Raw genomic sequence first — 25,144 nt, 5'->3', positions numbered from 1 at the left:
TGACTTGCCGGCTCCGTTGTCACCGACGAGCGCGGTGACCTCGCCGGGATAGACGCTCAAGCCGACGTCGTGGAGCACCTGGACGGGACCGAAGCTCTTGTCGATCCCGCGCAGCTCCAGCAGAGGTGTCGCGGCCACGGATGGTTCTCCTTAGACGAAAGCCGCCCACGCCCTTGGGCGTGGGCGGCGCCGATCAGCAGCGGTGTCCGGAGGACCTCAGCTGACGCCGTTGTCGGTGCAGAGCTTGGCGAAGTCGCCGGTGCAGAGCTGGTCCTTGGTCACGAAGCCGTCGGCGACGACGTCCTTGACGCTGTCCTTGTAGATCGCCTTCGGCGTGAGCAGCACGGCCGGCACGGAGGAGTTGGACTCGGGGTCCGTGACGCTCTGGGTGACGTCCTTCTTCTCGCCCTTGGCCAGCGAGATGGCGAGGTCGGCGGCGGCGTCGGCCTCCTGCTTGATCGCCTTGTAGACGGTCATGCACTGGTCGCCGGAGAGGATGTTCTGCAGGCCCTGGACGGTGGCGTCCTGCCCGGTGACCGGGACCTTGCCGTTGAGGCTCTGCTTCTTCAGGACGGAGATCACCGCGTTGCCGAGGCCGTCGTTCGCGGCCAGCACGCCCTTGATCTTGTTGTTCTGGGTGAGCATCTGCTCGAAGATCGTGGCGGCCTGGGCGTTGTCCCAGTCCGGCACGCTCTGGTCCGGGCCCTTCACGTAGTCGCCCGAGTCGTACTTCGGCTTGAGGACCGAGTCGTAGCCCTCCTTGAAGAGGGTGGCGTTGTTGTCGGTCGGGGAGCCGTTGAGCTCCGCCACGACCGGCTTGGAGGCCTTCATGTCGGTCAGGCACTTGACGAGGCCCTCGCCTTGGAGCTTGCCGACCGCGGTGTTGTCGAAGCTGACGTAGTAGTTCGCGCCGCCGTTGAGCGTCAGGCGGTCGTAGTCGATCGTCGCGATGCCGGCCGCCTTGGCCTTGTCGAGGACCGCCTTGCCCGTACCGGAGTCCAGGTTGACGATCATCAGGACCTTGACCCCGCTGGAGATCATGCCGTCCGCGATGGTCTGGAACTGGCTCTTGTCACCCTGCGCGTTCTGGATGTCGACCGTCACGCCGGCCGCGTCGAACGCCGCCTTGAGGAACTTCGGGTCGTCCGAGCCCCAGCGCTGCGAGCTGGCGGTGTCCGGCAGGATCACACCGACCTTGCCGATCGAGCTGCCGCTGCTGCCGCTGCCCGAGCTCTCGCTGCTGTCATCGCCACCACAGGCAGCCGTGCTGCCGGCGGCCATCAGGCCCACAGCGGCAAGTGCGACCATTCCCTTACGCATCCCACGTGTCCTCTCGGTCAACCCGGCGGCTCGTCCGGCCACCTTTCGCTCCACAACGTGACGCTAGGTCACTTTGCGTTGCGAAATCGGTGGTTCGGCGGAGAAAGGTCGGGTTTGCGAAAGGGCTACGCGCGGATGTGGGCGACCGTGGCGTCCGTGAGGCGGATCAGGTCGGCCGGGGCCAGGGAGACCTGCAGGCCGCGGCGGCCCGCGGACACGTACATCAGCGGGAGGTCGCTCGCCGAGTCGTCGATCACCGTCGGGAGGCGCTTGCGCTGGCCCAGCGGGCTGATGCCGCCCCGGACGTAGCCGCTGCTGCGCTCGGCGGCGGCCCGGTCGGCAAGGGTCGCCCGCTTGCCGCCGGCCGCGCTCGCCAGCGCCTTGAGGTCCAGGTCGCCCGTGACGGGGACGACGCCCACGGTCAGCTGCCCGTCGACCTCGGCGATGAGCGTCTTGAACAGCGACGCCGGGTCGACCCCGAGCGCCTCGGCGACCAGGGCGCCGTAGTTCGGGGCGTCGGGGGAGACCTCGTACGGGTGCAGCTCGTGCGCGACCTTCGCCGAGGAGAGCAAAACCGTCGCCGGGGTGCCTGCCGCTTTTCTAGCCACGATCACGGAGGCTATCGACAGATGAGTACGGTCGGCGCGCCCGCCACCCGCGTCAGCACGATGTTCGCCGACTCCGGGCCGTTGAGCTTGAGGTCGCGGCGCAACTGCTGCGGTTCGAGGGCGGACCCGCGCTTGCGGATCTCGACGCGTCCCACGCCCCGCTCGCGGAGCAGCGCGCGCAGCCGTTTGAGGGAGAAAGGCATGACGTCGGTTACTTCCAGCCTTCTCCCGTACGGGGTGACGACCGGCTCGTCGGTGTAGACGTAGGCGATCTCCGGGTCGCCGAGCCGCCCGCCGACCGTGCCAGCGAACTCCGCGACCAGGTGCGAGCGGACCACGGCCGGATCGGGGTCGTACACGTAACTGCCCACCTCGCCGACCGGCGCGCTCTCGACGCCCGAACCGTGCAACTCCGATCCGTGCGGCAACAAGCTCGCCCGTCGAGCAAATTCCGCCAGCGGCCCGCACCAGAACGCCGCCTCGACCAGATCGCCGTCGACGCTGACCCATTCGCCCTCGGCGCCGGGCGGCAGCAACGCGTGATCGATGCCGGGTGCGAGCTTGAGCACAGTGTTTTCCACCCGTTGCGGCAGGGCGGCGATGAAGTCCCACGACGGGGACCACGCGTTCGGGTCGAACACGCGCCCGCGTCCCGCCTTGCGCCGGGCCGGGTCGGCGAACACGGCGTCGAACTTCTCCACCTCGACCGTGGTGGCGTCCGCGCATTCCACGGTCACCAGGTCGGCCAGCCCGGCCGCCCCGGCGTTGGCGGCGGCCATCGCGGCGGTGAGCGGATCGGCGTCCACGGCGTGCACCCGGATGCCCTGCCGGGCCGCGGCGAGAGCGTCGGAGCCCAGCCCGCAGCCCAGGTCCGCGAGGCTCGTCACCCCGGCCGCCCGCAGCCGCGCGGCCCGCCGGTCGGCGACCACCGCGCGGGTCGCCTGCTCGAACCCGGCCCGCGTGAAGAACATCTCCGTGGCGGCCGGCCCCAGCTTGGTCGCCCCGCGGCGGCGCAGCTCGGCCTGGGTGAGCGCGGCCGCGGCGAGGTCGGCGGGAATGCCTTTCGCTCTGAGCGAAGACGCCGCGGCGAGCGGGTCGCCGCCGGTCACTGTGGCGGCGGCGGCCAGGGCCTCCTGGCCCGCGGGGGTGCGCAGGGCGGCGAGCAGTTCGAGGTTCACGCGGAGTCATTCTGCCGTGTTGGCACTCTGGTTGACGGAGTGCTAGTTCCGGCATAATCTCCGATTAGCACTCTCAACCCGAGGGTGCCAGCATGCGGCTCACACCGGCCGTGTGCTTGCGCCAGGCGGACCGGCACCCGCGACGACGGCCCCGCCCGGTGGCATGAGGCATGAGCTCGGCCAGCGCTGGCCGGCAGATTGATACCCAGGAGGGTATGCCCGTGACTACCGCGACCAAGGTTGCGATCAAGCCGCTCGAGGACCGGATCGTGGTCCAGGCGAACGAGGCCGAGACCACCACGGCTTCCGGCCTCGTGATCCCCGACACCGCCAAGGAGAAGCCCCAGGAGGGCACCGTCCTCGCGGTCGGCCCCGGCCGGATCGACGACAAGGGCAACCGCGTCCCGATCGACGTCAAGGTCGGCGAGACGGTCCTCTACTCGAAGTACGGCGGCACCGAGGTCAAGTACGCCGGCGAGGAGTACCTGGTGCTCTCCGCCCGCGACGTCCTCGCGGTCATCGAGAAGTAAGACCTACCGACTGCGCCTGCGCCCTGTTCCGATGACTCTCGGCACAGGGCGCCGGTGCGTGAAGGGACCATAGATGGCGAAGATTCTCAGCTTCTCCGACGACGCCCGCCACCTGCTGGAGCACGGCGTCAACACGCTCGCCGACACGGTCAAGGTCACCCTCGGACCGCGCGGTCGCAATGTCGTCCTCGACAAGAAGTTCGGCGCGCCCACGATCACCAACGACGGCGTCACCATCGCCAAGGAGATCGAGCTCACCGATCCTTACGAGAACCTCGGCGCCCAGCTGGTCAAGGAGGTGGCGACCAAGACCAACGACGTCGCCGGCGACGGGACCACCACGGCCACCGTGCTCGCGCAGGCGCTGGTCCGCGAGGGCCTGCGCAACGTGACCGCGGGTGCCAACCCCATCGCCCTCAAGCGGGGCATGGACCAGGCCGCCGAGGCCGTCTCCAAGGCGCTGCTGGCCAAGGCCGTCGAGGTCGCCGATCACAAGTCGGTCGCCAACGTCGCCACCATCTCGGCCCAGGACGCCACCATCGGCGAGCTGATCGCCGAGGCGATGGACAAGGTCGGCCGCGACGGCGTCATCACCGTCGAGGAGGGCTCCGCGCTCTCCACCGAGCTGGTGGTCACCGAGGGTCTGCAGTTCGACAAGGGCTTCATCTCGCCCAACTTCGTGACCGACGCGGAGGCCCAGGAGGCCGTCCTCGAGGACGCCTACCTGCTCATCACCACGCAGAAGATCTCGAGCGTCGAGGAGCTGCTGCCGCTGCTGGAGAAGGTCCTCCAGACCGGCAAGCCGCTGCTCATCGTGGCCGAGGACGTCGAGGGCCAGGCGCTGAGCACGCTGGTCGTCAACGCCCTGCGCAAGACCTTCAAGGTCGCCGCGATCAAGGCGCCCGGCTTCGGCGATCGCCGCAAGGCGATCCTGCAGGACCTCGCGATCGCGACCGGCGGCGAGCTGATCGCCCCCGAGCTCGGCTACAAGCTCGACCAGGTCACCGTCGACATGCTGGGCACGGCCCGGCGCGTCGTGGTCGACAAGGAGAACACGACCATCGTCGACGGCGGCGGCAAGAAGTCCGACGTCGCCGACCGGGTCGCGCAGATCCGCAAGGAGATCGAGGCCTCGGACTCCGACTGGGACCGCGAGAAGCTGCAGGAGCGGCTGGCCAAGCTCTCCGGCGGCATCGCCGTCATCCAGGCCGGCGCCGCGACCGAGGTCGAGATGAAGGAGCGCAAGCACCGCATCGAGGACGCCATCGCGGCGACCAAGGCCGCGGTCGAGGAGGGCACCGTGCCCGGCGGCGGCGCCGCCCTGGCGCAGTCCGTCTCCGCGCTCGACGGCGACCTCGGCCTGACCGGCGAGGAGGCCATCGGCGTCTCGATCGTGCGCAAGGCGCTCGTCGAGCCGCTGCGGTGGATCGCGCAGAACGCCGGCCACGACGGCTACGTCGTGGTGGGCAAGGTGGCCGAGCTCGGCTGGGGCCACGGCCTCAACGCGGCCACCGACGAATACGTCGACCTCGCCGCCTCCGGCATCATCGACCCGGTCAAGGTGACCCGCAACGCGGTCTCCAACGCCGTCTCGATCGCCGGCCTGCTGCTCACCACGGAGAGTCTCGTGGTGGAGAAGCCGGCCGAGCCGGAGCCCGCCGCGGCCGGTGGGCACAGCCACGGTGGCCACGGCCACCAGCACGGCCCGGGTTTCTGATCCGTCCGGCAACACGGAAGGGGCGCACCGCGACCGCGGTGCGCCCCTTTTCCGATGTGTACGGAAGAATCACGACGGGAAAGAGGAGCGCTCATGATCGTCGTGGTGGAGGGGCCGACCGCCGCCGGCAAGACCACCTGGTGCCGCCGCTACGTCGGCCGGTACGTGGGGGAGTCGCGGGCTGCGACCGGGCTGGAGCCGTCGGACGAGGGGCTGCTCGCGCGGCACATCGTCCGGGAGGGCATCCGGCGCTGGGACGCGGCCCGGGAGCTGGAGCAGCAGGACGGCCTGGCCTTTTGCGACACCGATCCGGTGCGGCTGCACTACGCGTGGGGCATGGCGGCGCTCGGGTTCGCCCCGCGCGCCCGCTTCGACCGCGAGCTGACGGTGACCCGGGAGGCGTTCCGCACCGGGCGGCTCGGGTTCGCGGACGCCGTACTCGTGGCTCTGCCGGACACCGAGACGCTGCAGCGCCGCCGGGACAGTGACGAGGCTCGCACGCCGCGAGCCTTCGCGGAGCACGTGCAGCTGCGGGAGCCGTTGCAGCAGTGGTATGCCGCCCTGGACAGCCTCGACGCGGGCCGGGTCGTCTGGGAGCTGTCGCCCGAGGGCGTGCCGAAGCTGCCCGAGCCGCGCCCCGAGCGCTGCGCCGTCGAACTCCTTAATGACCTCGTAATGGCATTGCCGCCGCTGCGGCGAGGAACATTGATCGTGTGAAGCTTCCCCTCCGGGCCGCCCTGGCCGGCGTCGCCGCTGCCGCCGTGGCGCTCGGCCTCGCCGAGATCGTCGCCGTGTTCACCGGTCCGGACTCCTCGCCGCTCTATGCGGTCGGGGGAGTCGTGGTCGACAACGTGCCGCCGCCGGTCAAGGACTTCGGCATCGCGGTCTTCGGCACCCACGACAAGACCGCACTGATCATCGGTACGGGCGTCCTACTCGCGTTGTACGCGGCGCTCGTGGGCTTCGCGGCGCTGCGGTCGCGGCTGATGGCGTACCTGGGCATCGGGATCTTCGCCGCGATCGGCGTGACGGCCGCCCTCACCCGGCACGACGCGGGGCTCGCGGCGGCCCTGCCCTCCCTCGTGGCGGGCGTGGCCGCCGGGCTCGCGCTGCACATCCTCGTGCCGATCGCCCGGCGCAGCGCGGAGACCGGCTCGGAGGCGAACTTCGACGCCCGGCGGCGCTTCCTCGTCGGCCTCGGCAGTGCCGCGGGCGTCGCCCTGGCCGGCGGGTTCGGCGGCCGGTTCCTCACCAACAGCCGCGCCGTGACCGCGGCCCGCGACGCCGTCGTCCTGCCGCAGCCCTCCGGCCCGGCGCCCGTGGTCCCGCCGGGCGCGCAGGCTCCCGGCGCCACCGCCTATGTGACGCCCAACCGCGAGTTCTATCGCATCGACACCGCGCTCTACCCGCCGCAGATCGACCCGGCCACGTGGCAGCTGCGCATCCACGGCATGGTGCGCAACCCGATCACGCTCACCTGGGCTCAGCTGCTCGAGCGGCCGATGGTGCAGCGCTACGTGACGCTGGCGTGCGTCTCCAACGAGGTCGGTGGTGACCTCATCGGCAACGCACTGTGGCTGGGAACGTCGCTCAAGGACCTGCTCGACGAGGCCGACCCGCTGCCCGGGGCGGACCAGGCGGTCGCCCGGTCGAGGGACGGCTGGACCTGCGGCAGCCCCACCGAGCTGCTGCGCGACGGCCGTGACGCCCTGCTCGCGATCGGGATGAACGGGCAGCCGCTGCCGGTCGAGCACGGCTTCCCGGCCCGGCTCGTGGTGCCGGGGCTCTACGGCTACGTGTCCGCCTGCAAGTGGATCACCGAGATCGAGCTGACGCGGTTCGCCGACTTCGACGCCTACTGGGTGCCGCGGGGCTGGTCGGCGCAGGGTCCGATCAAGACCGAGTCCCGGATCGACACGCCCCGCGAGGGAGCCTCACGGCCGGCGGGCGAGATCGTGGTCGCCGGTGTGGCCTGGGCCCAGCACCGGGGCATCAGCCGGGTCGAGGTACAGGTGGACGATCAGCCGTGGGCCGCGGCGACGCTGGCGCCGGCCATGTCCGACGACACGTGGGTGCAGTGGTCGTACCAGTGGGCCGGGACGGCGGGGGACCACCGGCTGCGCGTGCGCGCCACGGACAAGACGGGACAGGTGCAGACCGAGCAGGAGGCGCCCCCGGCTCCGGACGGCGCGACCGGATGGCACACCGTCTCGTTGTCAGTCGGCTGATCCTTTTCGCCCGCGGTCATCGCTTCGCTGCGCGCCCGATAACGGTCGCGGGGCACATTCGGTAACTGTCAAGAGCGTGACACCGTGTCACGCGAAAGCCGCACTTTCGGTGCGACGACCGGGACAAGTTCGCTCATACGGTGGCTTGCATGTCCACGAACGCGGCCGACGTGCCGCAGAACGAAGCAACGCGGGTCCCTTCCGGGAACCGCGTTGCCAGCTGTGTGGTGATGCCGCGCTCGGGACGTCGTCAGGCCGCCGGTGCTTGCCGTTGCGCCGGCACGGCCGACTTGTGGGGCCGGCCGAGGCGGGCCTCCAGGCGGACGAGGTCGACGCGCCCGTGAGTCCGATCGGCAAGGTCTTCCCAGCCGACCGCGAGCAGCCGCAGCCGCTCCGCCTCGGTCAAACCTCCCCAGACGCCGTACGGTTCACGGACCGCCAGAGCGTGTGCAGCGCACTCCGCCTTGACCGGGCACGCGCCGCACATCGTCTTGGCCTTCGCCTCGCGGCGGTTGCGGGACGACCCGCGCTCGCCGTCGGGGTGGAAGAACTGGGCACTGTCCCGGCCCCGGCAAAGGCCGAGTCGCTGCCAATCCCAAAGGTCGGCGATGGGGCCCGGCAGTCTGCGAACGTTCGACATCAACACCCTCCTCCCGCGCGGCACCGCGGAGTGTTGTCGTGAGGGCCCTGGCTCAGGCCTGCCGCCCATCTACCCCGGCAGGCGCCGGATCACACACGACTTGTCGATGTCTTCGCCGGCCGTATCCCACCGGGCCGACAACCCGTACCGATGTTTCCTATTTTTTCCATCTAAAGCGCGTAATGCTGCGGCCCTCGCGTGATCTCCTCTGAGAGAGAAGGAGGATCACTGTGCGTACCGTCCTCGTGTGCGTCCGTACCCCACTGGCGGCCCAGACCGTCGCGTCCACCGCGGCCCGGCTCGGCATGACCGGTGTCGTGCGGACAGCGGTGAGCGAGACCGAAGCCATGATCCGTCTGGCTGAGCGGCCGGCCGAGGTCGTGCTGGCCGACACCGCCGTGACCCGTCCCGACAGCGTCGGCTTCACCCGGCGCGTGCTCGCCCGCGCCCCGCAGGCGCAGGTCGTCCTCTTCGGCGCGGAAGACCCCCGGGTCGCCGCCGCCACGGTCGCCGCCGGCGCCCGCGGCGTCATCCGCGGTGTCGAGCACGACCTGGTCAGTGTGGTCGCCAAGGCGCTGCTTCTGCTGCTGTTGCCGGTGCGCCCGCAGGGCATGCCGATCAACGGCGCCAACGCCCAGCCGGCCGCGGTCGGCCAGGCCGGGCGCAACAACAACTCGGCCACCGCCCGCGGCCTGCACCGCGACGGCCTGGCCATGGCCGGCACGCCGAACGCGGCGGGCATCCCGGCCGTGCTGCCGAACTCGCCGATGGTGCCGTCCCAGCGCGGCGACGGCCCGGACATCGACCCGGTCACCGGCCGGCCGCTGGCCTGGCCCGGCAACGAGACCCGGGTGGGCGAGGCGGCTCCGGCCGGCCGGCGGCTCACGCTGACCGAGCGCGAGCTGCAGGTGCTGCGGGGGATGGCCGACGGCAAGAGCAACGCGGAGATCGGGCGGGAGCTCTTCGTGTCCGAGGACACGGTGAAGACCCACGCCCGGCGGCTCTTCCGCAAGCTCGGCGCGCGGGACCGGGCGCACGCCGTGGCCGCCGGCTTCCGAGCCGGGCTGGTCGCCTAGCTGTTCTTCGAGCGCGCGAGGACCCGGCGGTTCTCGCGCGCTCGCAGGCCGGCCATCGCGAGGCCTGACGTCACGATCGGCAGCCCCGCCACGAAGGCGACGGCTGCCACCAGCGTGCCCGGGGTCAGGGTCAGCGTGAAGGTGACGCCGGTGGCGAGCTCGGCCCAGGCCTGCGCGAACGGCACGGTGGCGAATGCCGTCAGCAGGACCATGACGCGGTCGAGGACGCGGAGATCTTTCCGGCGCCGGCTCAGCACCGACGTGACCTTGCCGCCGCGCCGGGCGAGCGCCAGCATCGCGACCACGAGCAGGCCGACCATCAAGACCCAGAGCATCCGGACGATCCGGAACTCCTCGACGGGCGTCCGGAGCCCGATCGCCACGGCCTCACCGGCCAGCGCCGTCAGGGCGAGCGCGGCCGCCGACCGGCGCAGGCCGGCGAGCGCGGCCACCACCACGAGCAGCCAGAGTGCCGCCCGGGCGCCGACCTCGATGAGCTGGTCACTCGCGGGTGCGTACGGCGCGGACAGGCCCATCACCAGCCGCCGGAGCGGGACGATGGCCAGGACCAGCGCACCGAGCAACCCCGCCACCGCGGCCGCGTCCCGCCACTCCTGGCCTCGAGCCGCGCGGAGACCCTGGCCCAGGCGCGCGGCGAGCCCGGCGCGGAGCAGGTCGGCGGAGTCGGCCAGGGACGGCCGGCGCCGGCCCGGGCGGGTGCCCGCCATCAGGACGCCGAGCATCTCGTCCTCGTACTCCCGGCGGTATGCGGCCGGATAGGCCATCATCAGCCGCCGGTAGCGCAGCTCGAGCCCGTGGTCGCTCATGCGGGACTCCCGCCGGGCTGCTGCCGGACGCGGAGCCGCGCGTCGGCGAGCGCCGCCTGCTCCCGGAGCCGGGCGGACTCGGCCGCCAGCAGCTTCTCGCCCAGCCCGGTGAGCCGGTAGTAACGGCGCAGCCGCGACTGCACCACCTCTTCGCGCTCGACCTCGACGAGACCCTCGGTCTTGAGCCGGTCCAGGGCGGAGTAGAGAGTGCCGGCGCGCAGCCGCACCCGGCCGCCGGTCATCCGGGCCACGTCCTCGAGGACGGCGTACCCGTGCTGTGGCTCCTCGGCCAGGGCGGTGAGGACGAGGAACGTCGGTTCCCGCATCGGTGCTGTCATGGCCGAGGAATATACCGATGACAGGTATATACGGCCAGAGGGGCGCCGGAAGTCCGGGTCGGAAGTGTGGCGCGGCTTACTCGGTGTCGTCCGAGCCCTCGGTGAGCGTGTCGTGGACGCCGTCGGCGTAGCCCCGGGCATATTCCCACGTCACGTAGTGGTCCGGATCCGGATCGTAGGCGGGCTCGTGCACCCGCGGCCGCCCCGAGGACAGCAGGTGCCGCAGGTTGCCCCGCAGCAGATCCCAGTCGAAGTAGTGCGGCTCGTGACAGTCCTCGCACTCGATGACCAGCCCGCGGATGCCCGTCGGGCTGAGCAGGGCCTGGTAGATCTCCAGGTCGGAGAGGTCCTCGAGGACGTCGCGCCGCTCGGCCTCGGTCAGCGGATCCTGCTCGGCGTCCTCCGTGAGGTCGTCGAGTCCCGCGGCCGGGTCGGTGGGGTCGCCGCTGAACGGGTCGATCGGCTCATCCTGCACGCGTCTACCGTACCCACCGCGCGGCAATGTGTGCTGGCCCGCACGCGCTGTCCGCCCCGTCGGGTGCCGCGCGCGGATAGGTAGGATGGACCACTCCGCCTCTTCTCTAGGGATGATCTGTGGAAACTGACTCCGCTCGCACCGTTCCTCTCGGTCTGACGTTCGACGACGTTCTTCTCCAGCCAGGCGAATCGGACGTGGTGCCGAGCCGGGTCAACACGATCACGCGCATGACGCGCAACGTCGAGCTCACCATCCCGCTGCTGTCCAGCGCGATGGACACGGTCACCGAGGCGCGCATGGCGATCGCCATGGCCCGCCAGGGTGGCATCGGCGTGCTGCACCGCAACCTGTCCCTGGAGGACCAGGCGTCCCAGGTCGACCTGGTCAAGCGGTCCGAGTCCGGCATGATCAACAATCCGGTGACCTGCAGCCCGGACGACACCCTGCGCGAGGTCGACCAGCTCTGCGGGCGCTACCGCATCTCCGGCGTGCCGGTCGTCGACGCCGAGGGCGTGCTGGTGGGCATCGTCACCAACCGCGACATGCGCTTCGTCACCGACCAGTCGGCCAAGGTGCGCGACGTGATGACCAAGGCGCCGCTGATCACCGCCGAGGTCGGGGTCAGCAAGGACGAGGCGCTGGCCCTGCTGCAGCGGCACAAGGTGGAGAAGCTGCCGCTGGTCGACGGCACCGGCCGGCTGCGCGGGCTGATCACGGTCAAGGACTTCACCAAGAGCGAGCAGTACCCCAACGCCGCGAAGGACGCCCAGGGCCGCCTGCGGGTCGCCGCCGCGGTCGGTGTGGGCGACGACTCCTACAAGCGGGCCCGGGCGCTCATCGACGCCGGCGTCGACGTGGTGATCGTCGACACCGCCCACGGCCACCAGCGCGCCGTGCTCGAGATGGTCGCGCGGCTCAAGAAGGACACCACCACCGACATCGTGGGCGGCAACATCGCGACCTACGCGGGCGCCAAGGCCCTCGTCGAGGCGGGCGCCGACGCGGTCAAGGTCGGCGTGGGCCCCGGCGCGATCTGCACCACGCGCATCGTCGCCGGTGTCGGCGTGCCGCAGATCACGGCGGTGATGGAGGCCTCCCGCGCCTGCAAGCCCGCGGGCGTCCCGGTCATCGCGGACGGCGGCATCCAGTACTCCGGCGACATCGCCAAGGCGATCGTGGCCGGCGCCGACAGCGTGATGCTCGGCGGCCTGCTGGCCGGCTCCGAGGAGAGCCCCGGCGACCTCATCTTCATCAACGGCAAGCAGTTCAAGTCCTACCGCGGCATGGGCTCGCTCGGCGCGATGCAGTCCCGCGGCCAGGCCAAGTCCTACTCCAAGGACCGCTACTTCCAGCAGGACGTCACCGAGGACAAGCTGGTCCCCGAAGGCGTCGAGGGACAGGTGCCCTACCGTGGTCCCCTGTCGCGTGTCGCTCACCAGCTCGTCGGTGGCCTGCGCGCGGCGATGGGCTATGTCGGTGCCGAGACGATCCCGGACATGCAGGAGAAGGGACAGCTCATCCGGATCACCGCGGCCGGGCTCAAGGAGAGCCACCCGCACGACATCCAGATGACCGTCGAAGCCCCCAACTACCACTCCCGCTAACTCAAAAGAGGCCTGGAATTATGCGTGACGTAGTGGAGATCGGTCTGGGCAAGACGGCCCAGCGCGGGTACCACCTGGACGACATCGCGATCGTCCCGAGCCGCCGCACCCGCGACGTGGACGACGTGTCCACCGAGTGGAAGGTGGACGCGTACCCGTTCAAGATTCCCTGCGTCGCGCATCCCTCGGACGCGACCATGAGCCCGAAGTCGGCGATCGCCCTGGGCCGCCTCGGCGGCCTGGGCGTGCTCAACGCCGAGGGGCTGTGGACCCGCTACGAGGACCCGACGAAGATCCTCGAGGAGCTGGCCTCGCTCGACGAGGAGGCCGACGCCACCAAGCGGCTGCAGGAGGTCTACGCCGAGCCGATCCGCCCGGAGCTCATCGCCGAGCGGGTCCGCGAGATGCGCGCCGGCGGCGTCACTGTCGCCGTGCGGGTCTCGCCGCAGCACACGCTCGCGCTGGCCCCGGTCATCCTGGACGCGGGCGTCGACCTGCTGGTGATCCAGGGCACGCTGGTCAGCGCCGAGCACGTGTCGACGACCGACGAGCCGCTCAACCTCAAGGAGTTCATCGCCGACCTCGACCTGCCGGTCATCGTGGGCGGGTGCACGGACTACAAGACCGCACTGCACCTCATGCGTACGGGCGCCGCGGGCGTGATCGTGGGCGTCGGCGCCGACGAGTGGTCGACCACCGACACGGTCCTCGGCATCCGGGTCCCCATGGCCACCGCGATCGCCGACGCGGCCGCCGCCCGGCGGGACTACCTCGACGAGACCGGCGGCCGTTACGTGCACCTGATCGCGGACGGCGGCATCTCGACGTCCGGTGACATCGCCAAGGCCATCGGCTGCGGCGCCGACGCCGTCATGCTCGGTGAGCCGCTGTCCCTGGCCGAGGGCGCCCCGGCCGGCGGGGCCTGGTGGCACTCGGCGGCCAGCCACCCGCAGCTGCCGCGCGGCGGGTTCTGCATCGCCGGCGAGCCGGACGGATCGCTGGAGGAGCTTCTCTACGGTCCCGCCGACCGGCCCGACGGGCAGCTCAACCTCTTCGGCGGCCTGCGGCGCGCGATGGCCAAGTGCGGCTACCGGGACGTCAAGGAGTTCCAGAAGGTCGCGCTCGTCCTCGACAAGTGACCTTGCGTCCGCCTTTCGCCCCGGCGCCGTAAAGTCTCGACGCCGGGGGTCGCCTGCCGCGCGGCGCCCGGGCAGTCGCCTCACGCGCGGCGTCGCGGTCGGCGACCAGGGCCGGGCCGTCGCATGCGGCGCGGCATGGCAGTCGGCGACCGGGCCGTCGCATGCGGCGCGGCGTCGCGGTCGGCGGCCGGGCCCGGGGCTGTCGCGTGCTGCGGAGCGCCGGTGCCTTTGAGGGGAGCGGGGACACAGATGCGGGTGCGGATCGCGGCGGCGACGGTCGTTGCCTTGCTGCTGGGCGGTTGCTCGGCGGACGGCGACGACCCGGCGCCCGCCGTGCTGAGCCCCAGCGCGAGCCCGTCCGTGGCGCCCAGTTTCGCGCCGGGCGCGGCGGGGGCCGGGGATCCGTACTTCCCGACGTACGGCAACGGTGGTTACGACGTGGCCGGGTACGACCTGGCGCTGCGGTTCGATCCGGGAAGTGGGCGCCTCGACGGGACGGCCACGATCACCGCCACGGCGACGCAGGATCTGTCCCGGCTCAATCTTGACCTGGCCACGCTGACGGCGAGCAAGGTGACCGTCGACGGCCGGGCGGCGACCAGCCGGGCCGAGCGGAACGAGCTGGTGATCACGCCCGCGGCCGGGATTGCCCGCGGGGCCGCGTTCACGATCGTGGTGGCGTACGGGGGAATTCCTCAGCCCTTGGAGAACGAGACCCTGGGCGTGGGCGGCTGGCAGCGGACCAAGGACGGCGCTTTCGCGCTCGGGCAGCCGGAGTCGGCGAGCAGCTGGTTCCCCGTCAATGATCATCCGTCCGACAAGGCGACGTGGAAGCTCGCGATGACCGTGCCCGACGGCGTCGAGGCGATCAGCAACGGCGTGCCGGGGGAGCGGACGACCGCGGGCGGCTGGACCACCTGGCGCTGGGCGGAGGCCGACCCGATGGCCAGCTACCTCGCCACTGTCGTGATCGGACAGTACCGGGTGACGACCACCACCCACGCGGGCAAGCCGATGGTCGTCGCGTTGCCGGAGTCACTGCCCGCGACCGGCCCCGCCGCGAAGTCCCTGGCGCTGACCGGGGAGATCGCCGACTTCCTGGCCACCCAGTTCGGGCCCTACCCCTTCGACGCGTACGGCGGGGTGGTGATCGACGACACGAAGGTCGGCTACGCGCTGGAGACCCAGTCCCGCCCGGTCTACGGCAACGTCTTCTTCACCAGTGGCACCAACGCATCAGTGGTGGCGCACGAGCTGGCCCATCAGTGGTACGGCGACAGCGTGGCCCTCGAACGGTGGCAGGACATCTGGCTCAACGAGGGCTTCGCCACGTACGCGGAATGGTTGTGGGCCGAGCACGAGGGTGAGCGGACCACCGACCAGGCGTTCGACGCGGCCTACCAGGGTTTCGACTGGCGGGTGCCGACCGGTGATCCCGGCGCCGACCAGCTCTTCGGCGAAGCCGTCTATCAGCGGGGGGCGATGGTGGTGCACGCGCTGCGCCGCACGATCGGCGACGAGGCGTTCGCCGGGCTGCTGAAGTCGTGGGCGGCGGACCACAAGGACGGCAACGCGACGACCGACGAGTTCATCGCAGCCGCCCAAAAGGCCTCAGGCCAGGACCTTTCCGGCTTCTTCCGGGAGTGGCTCCGCACGAAGGCTCAACCAAAACACCCCTGACTCGCGTCTTATCTGCGTGAGAGGTGTGGTGGTGGCCGCTGTTGTCCTGGCGCTGGCTGGTTGCTCAGCCGGCGACACCCCGCATGCGGCTGCCCCGGCCGCCCCCGCCACCGGCCCGGTTGTCGGATCGGCCGGCCTCGGCGACGGCGCCTTCCCCGCCCTGGGCAACGGCGGATACGACGTCCGCAAGTACGCGCTGAAGCTCCGCGTCGACCCCGCCGGTCGCCGCCTCTCGGGCACGGCCACGATCACCGCGACCGCCACCGAACCGCTGAAAAGCTTCTTCCTCGACCTCAGCCGGCTGCGCGTGAGCAGCGTCACCGTCAACGGTCACCCCGCCGCCCACGCCGTCGTCGGCGCCAAGCTGGCCGTGACTCCGCGAGCCGCGCTGGCCCCGGACCAGGCCTTCACGATGGTCGTACGCTACGGCGGCTTCCTGACGGCGGGCGACGGCTCGGTCACCGAACCCGGGCGCCTCCCGGCCCGCAACCCGCTCGGCGGCCTGTACGCCCCGACCGCCCCGGGCTCGGCCAGCTCCTGGTTCCCGGCGAACGACCACCCGTCCGACAAGGCGGCGTTCACGGTGGAGATGTCCGTACCGAAAGGGCTGGCCGCCATCAGCAACGGCGTGCCGGGCCAGCGCTCCACCACGGCGAACCGGACCACGTGGCGCTGGGCCGAGCCCGGCCCGATGGCCCCCTCGGCCGCCTTCTTCCTGGTCGGCCCGTACAAGGTGAGCACCACGAAACACGCCGGCAAGCCCGTCGTCGTGGCCGTCCCCGCCCGCTCCGCCCACCAGGCCACCCTCGACCGCACCACCAAGATCGCCGACTGGCTGTCCCGGCGCTTCGGCCCGTACCCGTTCAGCTCCTACGGCGCCGTGGTGGTGCCGGGCGCCCTGACCACCCGCGGCCTCCAGGCCCAGTCCCGCCCGGCCTTCTCCGCCGCCGCCCTCGACTCCGCCACCGGCCCGGCCGAGCTCGCCGAGGGCCTGGCCGGCCAGTGGTTCGGCGCCTCGGTCACCCCGCGCACCTGGGAAGACGCCTGGCTGAGCACAAGCTTCGCCCGCTACGCCCGCTGGATGTGGACCGAACACGACGGCGGCGCCACCGTCGAGGCCGAGGTGAGCCAGCGCTACGAAACCTTCCCGTGGCAGGCCTTCCCGGCCTACGCCCCCGGCCACGCCGACGCCCTCGACTCCGACATGGCCGCGGACCGGGGCGCCATGACGCTCCACGCCCTGCGCCGCCGGATAGGGGACACGGCCTTCTTCGGTCTCCTGCGCTCATGGACCGCCAGCCACGCCACGGCGACAGCCACGACGGCCGAGTTCGTCGCCGCCGCGGAACGGGCGTCGGGGCAGGAGCTGGGCCGCTTCTTCGACGTGTGGCTGACCGGGCCGTACCGCCCGACCTACTGACGGCCACACCGCTTCGGCCCGCTCCTGCGGACTCGTCCGCATCAACCGGGACGTGCCGATGAGCGGTTGCCCAGCTCCACCTGCTGCCGACTTCGGTGCCCCCGCGGTCGTCTCGTGCGCCGGCCGTACGGGCGCTGCTCGGACCGGGTTGCTACTTGTTGATCAGCTTGGGGTGCTGGGCGAGGTAGGGGGCGGGACGGTCGGCGGCGACGGCTTTGAGGAAGGCTCGGGCTTCGGGGTCGAGTTGCTCGCCGATGTAGCCGCCGTTGCTGAAGACCGAGCGGCCCGGAAGGTCGACGAGGGTGAGGGCTTCGGGGGTGAGGTCGCGGAGGGCGTACGCGTACTCGAGGGGTGTCCTGTCCCCGGAGAGCAGGACCGAGTCGCCGAGCGCGGTGATCACTTGCTGGAGTTGGGCGGGGTCGGTGGCGAGGCCGGCGCCGGTGGCCCGGGCCAGGAGGGCGCGGACGAGCTGGCGCTGGTGTCGTTGCCGGTCGTAGTCGCCGTTGGGCAGACCGTAGCGTTGGCGGGCGTAGTCGATGGCCTGCCAGCCGACGAGTGTGCGGGTGCCGGGCAGGTAGGTGGCCTGTGGGCCCGTGTAGTCGCCGCCGCCCGGGACCAGGGTGCGGTTGGTGCCGTCCGGTCGCTTGTGGATGGAGGTCACCTTGCGGTCGATGGTGAGCGTCACACCGCCGAGGGCGTCGGTGAGCTTGCTGAGGCCGCCGAAGGTGAGCACGGCACCCGCGTCGAACTTCTTGATTCCCGTGTACGCGGAGATCGTGCGCGCCAGGAGCTCGTACCCCTTGGTGGTGTCGGGTTTGTCGGTGCCGGGCACCTTGGCGCCGTTGCTCATCGCTTCGGTGAGTTTGTGGCGACCGAAGCCGGGGACGTCGACGCGCAGGTCGCGGGGCAGCGAGTAGAGGTAGCCGCTGCGCAGGCCGGGCTCGACGTGGAGCAGCATGATCGCGTCGGAGTGCGGCTGCCAGTCGGGGATGGTGACCCGGGTGTCGACGCCGATCAGCAGCAGGTCGAGCGGGCCGGTGATGTCCGCGCCGGGCGAGGGCGGCGGCGGGGCCGGGCTGGCGGACGGTGACGGCGGCGGGGATGATGCTGCGAGGGGCGGCTCGGGGTGATTCCCGCCCCGCAGCGACCAGGCGACGCCCGCGCCGGTGAGCAGCAGCACGACGACGGCCGCGGCCGCTGTCCACAGTATCGGCCTGGTCCGCATGCTGGAACAGTAGGCGATCAAGCGACCCAGGTCGACGGCTTGCTTTCCCGGAGGATGGAACGGTGCCGTATTAACGTGAAAACCCCTCTACGCTGACCGCCACGACCCGCCCGGTGGGCGGGCCGGACACGGGAGGCACGAGCTTTGAACAAGCGCATCGCCCGGCGTGCGATCGCCGGCGCGTTGTCCCTGGGTGTCGTGGCGGCCGGTGCGGTCGCGGCGCAGCCCGGGGCGTCCGCGGACGAGACGAAGGTCCGGCTGGTCGTCGGGCTTCAGGACGGGGTGGACTCGTCCGCCGCCGTCAAGGCGGCCACCGCCTTCGGTGGCAAGGCGACGGACCTCGTCGCCCAGGCGCGCGAGGCGATGGCCTCGCTGAACGCCCGCACGCTCGAGGTGCCCGCCTCGAAGCAGTCGGTGGTCGCCGCCGCGCTGCGCGCGCAGCCGGGCGTCAAGTACGTCGAGGTGGACCGGCAGGGTGCGCACACCCAGGCGATCCAGCCGAACGACCCTTACTACGTCTCGGGCGACCAGCCCGAGATCGACCAGGCCCGGCTGCCCGCCGCGTGGGAGAGCACCACGGGGTCGTCGTCCGTCAAGGTGGCGGTCCTCGACACGGGCGTCAACCGCTTCGGGGACATCGCCAACGCGGTGGCCGGCGGCTTCAACTACGTCAGCAACACCGGCAACTACGCCGACGACAACGGGCACGGCACCGCGGTCTCGACGCTGATCGCCGGGCGGGGCAACGACGGCGCGGGCATGGCCGGCTCCTGCTGGCAGTGCACGATCATTCCGGTCAAGGTGCTCAACTCCGCCGGCGACGGCTACTGGAGTGACATCGCCAAGGGCATCACCTACGCGACGAACGTCGGCGCCAGCGTCATCAACATGTCGCTCGGCGGGCCGGGCGGGGCGAAGGTGCTGCAGGACGCCATCGCCTACGCGAACTCCCGCGGTGTGCTGGTCGTCGCCTCGGCCGGCAACAACGGCAACTGGGACTACGGCATCTCTCCCACCGAGAAGATGTACCCGGCGGCCTACGCGGACGTGCTCGGCGTCGGCGCCACCGGCTACGGCACGGACGGCCGGGCGTACTACTCGAGCTACAACAAGTCGGGCGACTCCTGGGTCGACATCGCCGCGCCCGGCGACGACTGGATCCCGGTCTACAACCCGTCGAAGAAGACCTACACGTACGGCCTCCGCAGCGGCACGTCGTTCGCGGCGCCGATGGTCTCCGGCGCGGCCGCGCTGGTGAAGGCGAAGCACCCGAAGTACAACGGCTGGTCGCTCCTGCGCTCGATCATCGCGTCGGGCCGCACGATTCCGGCCAACGGCTGGACGAAGTTCGGTCTGCTCGACGTGGCCAAGGCGCTGACGATCACGACCGACGGCACCGCGCCGAAGGTCACCGTCACCTCGCCCGGCCAGGGCGCCCGGGTGCACGGGAGCGTCACGTTGAAGACCAGCACCAGTGACAACTGGTCCGGTGTGCGTTACGTCGACTTCTACGTCGACGGCAAGTACAAGGCCCGGGACTACACCGCGCCGTTCCAGTGGGCCTACAACACCAAGACCCACGCCAACGGCCGGGCGGACTACAGCGTCCGGGCGTACGACAAGGCCGGCAACGTGGCTGTCGCCAACCGGTACCTGACGGTCGACAACATCGCGCCGACCGTGTGGATCCAGAGCGGCCCGGCCAACAACGCCAAGGTCAAGGGCACTGTCACGCTGAAGATCGGCGCGTACGACACGCAGACCGGCATCCAGCGGGTCGACCTGCTGATCAACGGCAAGGTCAAGAAGACCGACAAGACGAACCCCTACAGCGTCAGCTTCGCGGCCTCCGCGCAGCCGAAGACGTTCAAGGTGCAGATCAAGGCGGTCGACAACGCGGGCAACGTGAAGACGACCGCGGTGCGGACGTACAAGCGCTGATCCCTCGGCACTGACGACGCAGCCCCGGGCCACGCGCCCGGGGCTGTTTCGCTGTGAAGGCAACCTGTTTGCAACCGGCCGGGTCCGACAGTCACGCCGGTCACTGCCGACGCTGGGTCCATGATCGTGCGCGTCGTGACCACTGCCCTGCTCGCCGGCGGCTTCGGCCTGGCCGGCACCCCGGCCGCCCAGGCGGCACCGGAACCGGTGTCGCTGGTCGTCGGGCTCAAGAGCGGCGGCGCGCGTACGGTGGTCGCCGGTCTGGACCGCGAGGTCGACGTGCTCGGCAGCACCGCGCTGACCGGTGCCGTCAGCGTCGAGGTGCCGGCCGGCGAGGCGAGCGAGGCCGCCGCGGCGCTGCGGGCCGACCCCGCCGTCGCGTACGTCGAACCGGATCACGTGGCCCGCATGGCGGTGATCACCCCGAAGGACCCGTACTACGGCAGTCAGTGGGGAGTCACGAAGACCGGCGTCAACCAGGCGTGGGAGACGACGCGCGGCAGCAGCGGCACGGTCGTCGCCGTGGTCGACACCGGCGTGAGCGCGACCCCGGACCTGGCCGGTCGCCTCCTGCCCGGCCACGACTTCGTCAACAACGACGACGACGCGTCCGACGACCAGGGCCACGGCACGATGGCCGCCGGAGTCATCGCGGCCGCGGGCAACAACACGACGGGTGTCGCCGGCATCTGCTGGACCTGCCGCATCCTGCCGGTGAAGGTGCTCGGCGCGGACGGCTTCGGCGACTACAGCGCGATCGCGGAGGGCATCCGCTGGGCCGCCGACCACGGCGCCGACATCATCAACCTGTCGCTGGGCGGCGGCTCGGCGAGCCAGCTGTTCACGGACGCGGTGAACTACGCCACGGACAAGGGCGCCCTGGTGATCGCCGCGGCCGGCAACGACGGCGTCGGCACGCCGCACTACCCGGCGGCGGTTCCGGCGGCGCTGGCCGTGGCCGGCTCCGATCCCGGTGACAAGCGGTACAGCTGGTCCAACTACGGCAGCAGCTGGGTGGACATCGCCGCCCCCGGCTGCAACCCCGCGCAGACCAGGACCGGTGCTGTGGGCCAGTTCTGCGGCACGTCCTCGGCAACGCCGTTCGTGTCCGGGGTCGCGGCGCTGCTCGAGTCGACCAGCCCCACGCCGAGCGCGGCAGCCGTCCGAGCCGCGCTGACCTCGACCGCCGACGCGCTCCCGGGCAGCTGGGCCGGCGCGGGCCGGATCGACGCGGCCGCCGCGCTGGACATCGCCCGATCCATGCCGCTCACCACCGATGTGACCCGGCCCACGGCCTCCTTCCTCAGCCCGTCGGGCAACGCGCTGGTCCGGGGCACGGCGTCGATCACCGCGCGGGCCACCGACAATGTCTCTGTGACGAAGGTCGAGCTGCTCGCCAACGGCAAGGTCGTCGCCGTCGACCGGGCCGCGCCCTATGCGTTCTCGTGGCGTACCACCGGCTTCTCCGGCACTGTCGCCCTGACCCTGCGGACCACCGACCGCGGCGGCAACGTGACGACCACCACGCGTCGCGTCCGCGTCGACAACCGGGCTCCGGCGGTCCGGGTCACCAGCGGCCCGGCCTCGGGCACCCGCCACGTCACGAAGACCCGTGTCGTCGGGGCGGCGGCCAGCGACGCCAGCGGCATCCGGACCATGGACCTGCTGATCAACGGCAAGATCGTGCAGCGGTACGCGGGAACCAGCCGCTCGTTCGCCGTACAGACGTGGAAGTTCGGGTCGTCTCTGACCGTCCGCATCCGGGCCTATGACAAAGCGGGCAACGTCTCACTGACGCCCGCCCGAAAGTGGTACCGGTAAACTTGCCGGCCATGAGGGAGCGGAGCGACCGAATCATGAAACTCAGCGCATTTGTGCCTCGCGGCGCCGGCGAGCGAAGCGAGGCGGTGGCGTGAGCACACCGCGCCCTGTTCTGGTCGTCGATTTCGGCGCCCAATATGCCCAGCTGATCGCCCGCCGGGTCCGGGAGGCGCGGGTCTACTCCGAGATCGTCCCGCACTCGATGCCGGTCGCCGAGATGCTCGCCAAGAACCCGGCCGCCATCATCCTGTCCGGCGGACCGTCCAGTGTGTACGAGCCGGGCGCCCCCATCCTCGACCCGGCGCTCTTCGCCAACGAGGTGCCGGTCTTCGGCATCTGCTACGGCTTCCAGGCGATGGCGCAGGCGCTCGGCGGCACGGTGGCACACACCGGTTCCCGGGAGTACGGCCGGACGCTGCTCGCCCCGGCCACCGACGCCGGCACGCTGCTCCGCGAGCTCCCCGCCGACCTGCCCGTCTGGATGTCGCACGGTGACTCGGTCGCCGAGCCGCCCGCCGGCTTCACGGTCACCGCGTCTTCCCCGGGCGCGCCCGTCGCCGCCTTCGAGGACCTGGCCACGCGCCGGGCCGGCGTGCAGTTCCACCCCGAGGTGGCGCACACGCAGCAGGGGCAGGAGATGCTTCAGCGCTTCCTGTACGACATCGCGGGCATCGAGCCCACCTGGACGCCCTCGAACATCATCGACGACCAGGTCGCCGCGATCCGGGCGCAGGTCGGCGACAAGCAGGTCATGTGCGGGCTCTCCGGCGGCGTCGACTCGGCGGTCGCGGCGGCGCTCGTGCACAAGGCGGTCGGCGACCAGCTGACGTGCGTCTTCGTCGACCACGGGCTGCTGCGCGCGGGCGAGGCCGAGCAGGTCGAGAAGGACTACGTCGCGGCCACCGGCATCCGCCTCAAGGTCGTCGACGCGTCCGACGTCTTCCTCGGGCACCTGGCCGGCGTCACCGACCCGGAGCAGAAGCGCAAGATCATCGGTCGCGAGTTCATCCGCACCTTCGAGGGCGCGGCCCGCGAGCTCGACGCCGAGCGCAACATCGAGTTCCTGGTCCAGGGCACGCTCTACCCGGACGTGGTCGAGTCCGGCGGCGGCACCGGCACGGCCAACATCAAGTCGCACCACAACGTCGGCGGCCTGCCCGACGACCTGCAGTTCGCGCTGATCGAGCCGCTGCGCACCCTCTTCAAGGACGAGGTGCGGGCGCTGGGCGCCGAGCTGGGCCTGCCCGAGGAGATGGTGCAGCGGCACCCGTTCCCGGGCCCCGGCCTGGCCATCCGCATCATCGGCGCGGTCGACCGCGAGCGGCTCGACATCCTGCGCGCCGCCGACCTGATCGCGCGCGAGGAGCTCACCGCGTCGGGGCTGGACCGCGACGTGTGGCAGTTCCCGGTCGTGCTGCTGGCGGACGTGCGCAGCGTGGGGGTGCAGGGCGACGGCCGGACGTACGGGCACCCGGTCGTCCTGCGGCCCGTCTCGTCCGAGGACGCGATGACCGCCGACTGGTCGCGGCTGCCCTACGACCTGATCGCCAAGATCTCCAACCGGATCACCAACGAGGTCCGCGAGATCAACCGGGTCGTCCTCGACGTCACGAGCAAGCCGCCGGGCACCATCGAGTGGGAGTGACCCGGTAAATCAGGGTCGTCTCCGGGCGGTCACCGAGGTTCTCGGGGCCGCCCGGGGCGCAACCTGGAGACATGACTACTTCTCCTGGTTCTGGTGCTCCCGGCGTCGCTCCCTACCGGCAGTTGCGGCGGCCGCTCGACGATCGGATCGTGGCCGGGGTGTGCAGTGCCGTCGGCCGCTACTTCGGGATCGATCCCGTGCTGGTGCGGGTCGGGTTTGCGGTGGTTGCCGTGGTGACGTGGGGCGTGGCGCTGGTCGCGTACCCGGTGATGTGGTTCCTGATTCCCGAGGAGACCGCGGCGCCGGCGCCGGCGTGGCGGGATCCGGCCGATCCGGGGTGGGGGCAGCCCTACTCGCCGGGGGCCGGGCCCGCGGGCTTCACGACCCCCTCGGACGTGACCCCGCCCGCCGCGCCCGCCGCCGCGCCTCCCGCGCCTCCCGCGCCCGACGCCGCGCCTCCCGCGCCCGCCGCCGCGCCGCCCGCCGCGCCTGCCGCGCCCGCCGCGGCGCCTCCCGCGCCTGCTGCCGCGCCGACGTCGCCCGCGGCTCCGGGCAGTGGCTCCGCGCAGCAGTGATCCTCGATGACGGCGGCGATCTGTCCCCTTTGGGCAGTCGCCGCCGAGGGTGATCTTGGCCTGATTCGGGGGGTTTGCTGTGTGTTACATACCGCCTGCGCTCAGTGCGAAGATGCGCCCTGAACTGCGGTTACTTTCCGTTGTCGCCCTGTCAGGAATCCGACAGACGTTTCCCGGAGTTAACATAAACCGGGCAAGATGCCGCCCGTGACCCCCGCGTTGGAGCCGCTCCGCAGGATTGCGGCATATGCAGTCGCGACCGACCCGCACGGCCGCGTTCTTCTGGTCCGGGCATCGACCAGCTCCGGCACGCCCGGCGTATGGTCCCTGCCCGGTGGTGCCGTCGACCACGGCGAGGACCCGAACCACACCGTCGTCCGCGAGACCGCCGCCGAGACGGGCCTGTCCGTCACGGTGACCGGCCTGCGCGACGTGCTGGCCGACATGAGATCGGTGCCGCACCGTGGCGTCACCATCCACACCGACCGCCTGATCTATGAGGTGTCCGTCCGTGGCGGCACTCTCGTCGACCGCGTCGGCCAGCCCACCGACATGGTCCGCTGGCACACCCTCGAGGAGGCCGCCGAGCTGCGCCTGCGCCCGTTCACGGCGGCCGCGCTGGGGCTGCCCTCGGCCGCGGACCTGCGGCCCGAGGAGGCGCCCGACTTCCCGTCGTTCTACGCCTATCCGGGCCCGGACGGGCTGCACCGGTCGCAGCGCTTCGCCGCCTACGCGATCGCGACCGACCCGCACGACCGCCTCCTGCTCACCCGGATCGCCCCCGGCTACCCCGGCGAGGGCCGCTGGCATCTGCCCGGCGGCGGCACCGACTACGGCGAGCAGCCCGGCACGGCGCTCATCCGCGAGCTCGTCGAGGAAACCGGCCAGGCGGGCCGGCTCATCGAGCTCCTGGGCGTGGCCAGCCACCGGGACGCCGCCTCGCTCGGCCCCGAGGGCTACCCGATCGACTGGCACGGCGTCCGGGCCTTCTACCGGGTGGTCGTCGACGCGCCGACCGAGGTGGTCATCCACGACGTCGGCGGCTCGACCTCGGAGGCGTGCTGGATGGCGCTCGACGACGTGCGCAAGTTCGGCGACGACGAGGTCACGGAGGTCACGGCCGAGGCGCTCAAGGCGGCCGGGCTCAGCTGACC

General features: G+C 71.4%; 23 protein-coding genes. 14 read left to right on the top strand and 9 right to left on the bottom strand.

Features of this window, described 5'->3' with window-relative positions; translation table 11 throughout:
* The 4 genes from RAN62_RS38520 to RAN62_RS38505 form a co-directional block, all read right to left on the bottom strand.
* Positions 1-138, bottom strand: a 138-nt coding sequence (locus RAN62_RS38520) for an ATP-binding cassette domain-containing protein (RefSeq protein WP_305789825.1), incomplete at its 3' end; no start/stop codon positions are given.
* Between the two features lie 78 nt (positions 139-216).
* Positions 217-1,320: a sugar ABC transporter substrate-binding protein gene (locus tag RAN62_RS38515; RefSeq protein WP_305789817.1), complete on the bottom strand. Its 1,104-nt coding sequence runs from the start codon at positions 1,318-1,320 to the stop codon at positions 217-219.
* Between the two features lie 125 nt (positions 1,321-1,445).
* Entirely contained in the window at positions 1,446-1,928 is a 483-nt protein-coding gene (gene ybaK / locus RAN62_RS38510) for a Cys-tRNA(Pro) deacylase (protein WP_305789816.1), read from the bottom strand.
* An 11-nt stretch (positions 1,929-1,939) separates the two neighbouring features.
* Entirely contained in the window at positions 1,940-3,106 is a 1,167-nt protein-coding gene (locus RAN62_RS38505) for a class I SAM-dependent methyltransferase (protein WP_305789815.1), read from the bottom strand.
* 221 nt (positions 3,107-3,327) lie between these two features.
* On the opposite strand from RAN62_RS38505, the gene groES reads away from it, so the two are divergent.
* The 4 genes from groES (at position 3,328) to RAN62_RS38485 (ending at position 7,581) form a co-directional block, all read left to right on the top strand.
* Positions 3,328-3,636, top strand: a complete 309-nt coding sequence (gene groES, locus RAN62_RS38500; RefSeq protein WP_071810310.1) for a co-chaperone GroES — start codon at positions 3,328-3,330, stop codon at positions 3,634-3,636.
* 73 nt (positions 3,637-3,709) lie between these two features.
* On the top strand, positions 3,710-5,353 hold the full coding sequence (gene groL, locus RAN62_RS38495) for a chaperonin GroEL (protein WP_305789814.1): 1,644 nt from the start codon (positions 3,710-3,712) through the stop codon (positions 5,351-5,353).
* A 93-nt stretch (positions 5,354-5,446) separates the two neighbouring features.
* On the top strand, positions 5,447-6,070 hold the full coding sequence (locus tag RAN62_RS38490) for a hypothetical protein (RefSeq protein WP_305789813.1): 624 nt from the start codon (positions 5,447-5,449) through the stop codon (positions 6,068-6,070).
* Entirely contained in the window at positions 6,067-7,581 is a 1,515-nt protein-coding gene (locus RAN62_RS38485; protein ID WP_305789812.1) for a molybdopterin-dependent oxidoreductase, read from the top strand. Before RAN62_RS38490 ends, RAN62_RS38485 begins: the two co-directional genes overlap by 4 nt.
* 250 nt (positions 7,582-7,831) lie before the next feature.
* Here RAN62_RS38485 and RAN62_RS38480 read toward each other — a convergent pair whose 3' ends face one another.
* Entirely contained in the window at positions 7,832-8,221 is a 390-nt protein-coding gene (locus RAN62_RS38480) for a WhiB family transcriptional regulator (protein WP_305789811.1), read from the bottom strand.
* A 230-nt stretch (positions 8,222-8,451) separates the two neighbouring features.
* On the opposite strand from RAN62_RS38480, the gene RAN62_RS38475 reads away from it, so the two are divergent.
* The gene (locus tag RAN62_RS38475; protein ID WP_305789810.1) at positions 8,452-9,297 is read left to right on the top strand and encodes a response regulator transcription factor; all 846 of its coding nucleotides are present in this window, start codon (positions 8,452-8,454) and stop codon (positions 9,295-9,297) included.
* On the opposite strand, the gene RAN62_RS38470 is transcribed toward RAN62_RS38475, so the two are convergent.
* The 3 genes from RAN62_RS38470 to RAN62_RS38460 all read right to left on the bottom strand — a co-directional run bounded on the left by RAN62_RS38470 (position 9,294) and on the right by RAN62_RS38460 (position 10,937).
* Positions 9,294-10,124, bottom strand: coding sequence for a hypothetical protein (locus RAN62_RS38470; RefSeq protein ID WP_305789809.1), 831 nt, complete (start codon positions 10,122-10,124; stop codon positions 9,294-9,296). The genes RAN62_RS38475 and RAN62_RS38470 overlap by 4 nt on opposite strands.
* A complete protein-coding gene (locus RAN62_RS38465) occupies positions 10,121-10,462 on the bottom strand; it encodes a PadR family transcriptional regulator (protein WP_305789808.1) in 342 nt (113 codons plus the stop codon). Before RAN62_RS38465 ends, RAN62_RS38470 begins: the two co-directional genes overlap by 4 nt.
* Positions 10,463-10,538: 76 nt before the next feature.
* A complete protein-coding gene (locus RAN62_RS38460) occupies positions 10,539-10,937 on the bottom strand; it encodes a DUF5319 domain-containing protein (RefSeq protein WP_305789807.1) in 399 nt (132 codons plus the stop codon).
* A 119-nt stretch (positions 10,938-11,056) separates the two neighbouring features.
* Between RAN62_RS38460 and guaB the strand changes: the two genes are divergently transcribed.
* The 4 genes from guaB to RAN62_RS38440 all read left to right on the top strand — a co-directional run bounded on the left by guaB (position 11,057) and on the right by RAN62_RS38440 (position 16,783).
* A complete protein-coding gene (gene guaB / locus RAN62_RS38455) occupies positions 11,057-12,544 on the top strand; it encodes an IMP dehydrogenase (protein ID WP_305789806.1) in 1,488 nt (495 codons plus the stop codon).
* A gap of 20 nt (positions 12,545-12,564) precedes the next feature.
* Positions 12,565-13,683, top strand: a complete 1,119-nt coding sequence (locus RAN62_RS38450) for a GuaB3 family IMP dehydrogenase-related protein (RefSeq protein ID WP_305789805.1) — start codon at positions 12,565-12,567, stop codon at positions 13,681-13,683.
* Positions 13,684-13,932: 249 nt separating this feature from the next.
* On the top strand, positions 13,933-15,363 hold the full coding sequence (locus tag RAN62_RS38445) for a M1 family metallopeptidase (RefSeq protein WP_305789804.1): 1,431 nt from the start codon (positions 13,933-13,935) through the stop codon (positions 15,361-15,363).
* A gap of 31 nt (positions 15,364-15,394) precedes the next feature.
* Complete coding sequence (locus RAN62_RS38440) at positions 15,395-16,783, top strand: M1 family metallopeptidase (RefSeq protein WP_305789803.1); 1,389 nt, start codon at positions 15,395-15,397, stop codon at positions 16,781-16,783.
* A gap of 151 nt (positions 16,784-16,934) precedes the next feature.
* On the opposite strand, the gene RAN62_RS38435 is transcribed toward RAN62_RS38440, so the two are convergent.
* A complete protein-coding gene (locus RAN62_RS38435) occupies positions 16,935-18,008 on the bottom strand; it encodes an LCP family protein (protein WP_305789802.1) in 1,074 nt (357 codons plus the stop codon).
* A 144-nt stretch (positions 18,009-18,152) separates the two neighbouring features.
* On the opposite strand from RAN62_RS38435, the gene RAN62_RS38430 reads away from it, so the two are divergent.
* From RAN62_RS38430 to RAN62_RS38410, 5 genes are all read left to right on the top strand, one after another.
* On the top strand, positions 18,153-19,949 hold the full coding sequence (locus RAN62_RS38430) for a S8 family serine peptidase (protein ID WP_305789801.1): 1,797 nt from the start codon (positions 18,153-18,155) through the stop codon (positions 19,947-19,949).
* Between the two features lie 120 nt (positions 19,950-20,069).
* On the top strand, positions 20,070-21,770 hold the full coding sequence (locus tag RAN62_RS38425) for a S8 family serine peptidase (RefSeq protein ID WP_305789800.1): 1,701 nt from the start codon (positions 20,070-20,072) through the stop codon (positions 21,768-21,770).
* Between the two features lie 91 nt (positions 21,771-21,861).
* Positions 21,862-23,415 carry a glutamine-hydrolyzing GMP synthase gene (gene guaA / locus RAN62_RS38420; RefSeq protein ID WP_305789799.1) on the top strand — a complete coding sequence of 518 codons (1,554 nt, stop codon included), beginning with the start codon at positions 21,862-21,864 and terminating at the stop codon, positions 23,413-23,415.
* A gap of 71 nt (positions 23,416-23,486) precedes the next feature.
* Positions 23,487-23,990: a PspC domain-containing protein gene (locus RAN62_RS41320; protein WP_369077245.1), complete on the top strand. Its 504-nt coding sequence runs from the start codon at positions 23,487-23,489 to the stop codon at positions 23,988-23,990.
* 207 nt (positions 23,991-24,197) lie between these two features.
* Entirely contained in the window at positions 24,198-25,142 is a 945-nt protein-coding gene (locus RAN62_RS38410; RefSeq protein ID WP_305789798.1) for an NUDIX hydrolase, read from the top strand.
* Positions 25,143-25,144: the final 2 nt, after the last annotated feature.

This window comes from Symbioplanes lichenis, from assembly GCF_030709675.1.
In the GTDB taxonomy this organism is placed as follows: Bacteria; Actinomycetota; Actinomycetes; order Mycobacteriales; family Micromonosporaceae; genus Actinoplanes; species Actinoplanes lichenis.
This window is presented reverse-complemented; position numbering and strand designations above follow the sequence as displayed.

Coding starts and splice junctions, on each gene's coding strand:
- RAN62_RS38515 (WP_305789817.1), bottom strand. CDS start 1,320: ATGCGTAAGGGAATGGTCGCACTTGCCGCTGTGGGCCTGATGGCCGCC.
- groL (WP_305789814.1), top strand. CDS start 3,710: ATGGCGAAGATTCTCAGCTTCTCCGACGACGCCCGCCACCTGCTGGAG.
- RAN62_RS38490 (WP_305789813.1), top strand. CDS start 5,447: ATGATCGTCGTGGTGGAGGGGCCGACCGCCGCCGGCAAGACCACCTGG.
- RAN62_RS38480 (WP_305789811.1), bottom strand. CDS start 8,221: ATGTCGAACGTTCGCAGACTGCCGGGCCCCATCGCCGACCTTTGGGAT.
- RAN62_RS38470 (WP_305789809.1), bottom strand. CDS start 10,124: ATGAGCGACCACGGGCTCGAGCTGCGCTACCGGCGGCTGATGATGGCC.
- RAN62_RS38465 (WP_305789808.1), bottom strand. CDS start 10,462: ATGACAGCACCGATGCGGGAACCGACGTTCCTCGTCCTCACCGCCCTG.
- RAN62_RS38450 (WP_305789805.1), top strand. CDS start 12,565: ATGCGTGACGTAGTGGAGATCGGTCTGGGCAAGACGGCCCAGCGCGGG.
- RAN62_RS38445 (WP_305789804.1), top strand. CDS start 13,933: ATGCGGGTGCGGATCGCGGCGGCGACGGTCGTTGCCTTGCTGCTGGGC.
- RAN62_RS38435 (WP_305789802.1), bottom strand. CDS start 18,008: ATGCGGACCAGGCCGATACTGTGGACAGCGGCCGCGGCCGTCGTCGTG.
- RAN62_RS38425 (WP_305789800.1), top strand. CDS start 20,070: ATGATCGTGCGCGTCGTGACCACTGCCCTGCTCGCCGGCGGCTTCGGC.
- RAN62_RS41320 (WP_369077245.1), top strand. CDS start 23,487: ATGACTACTTCTCCTGGTTCTGGTGCTCCCGGCGTCGCTCCCTACCGG.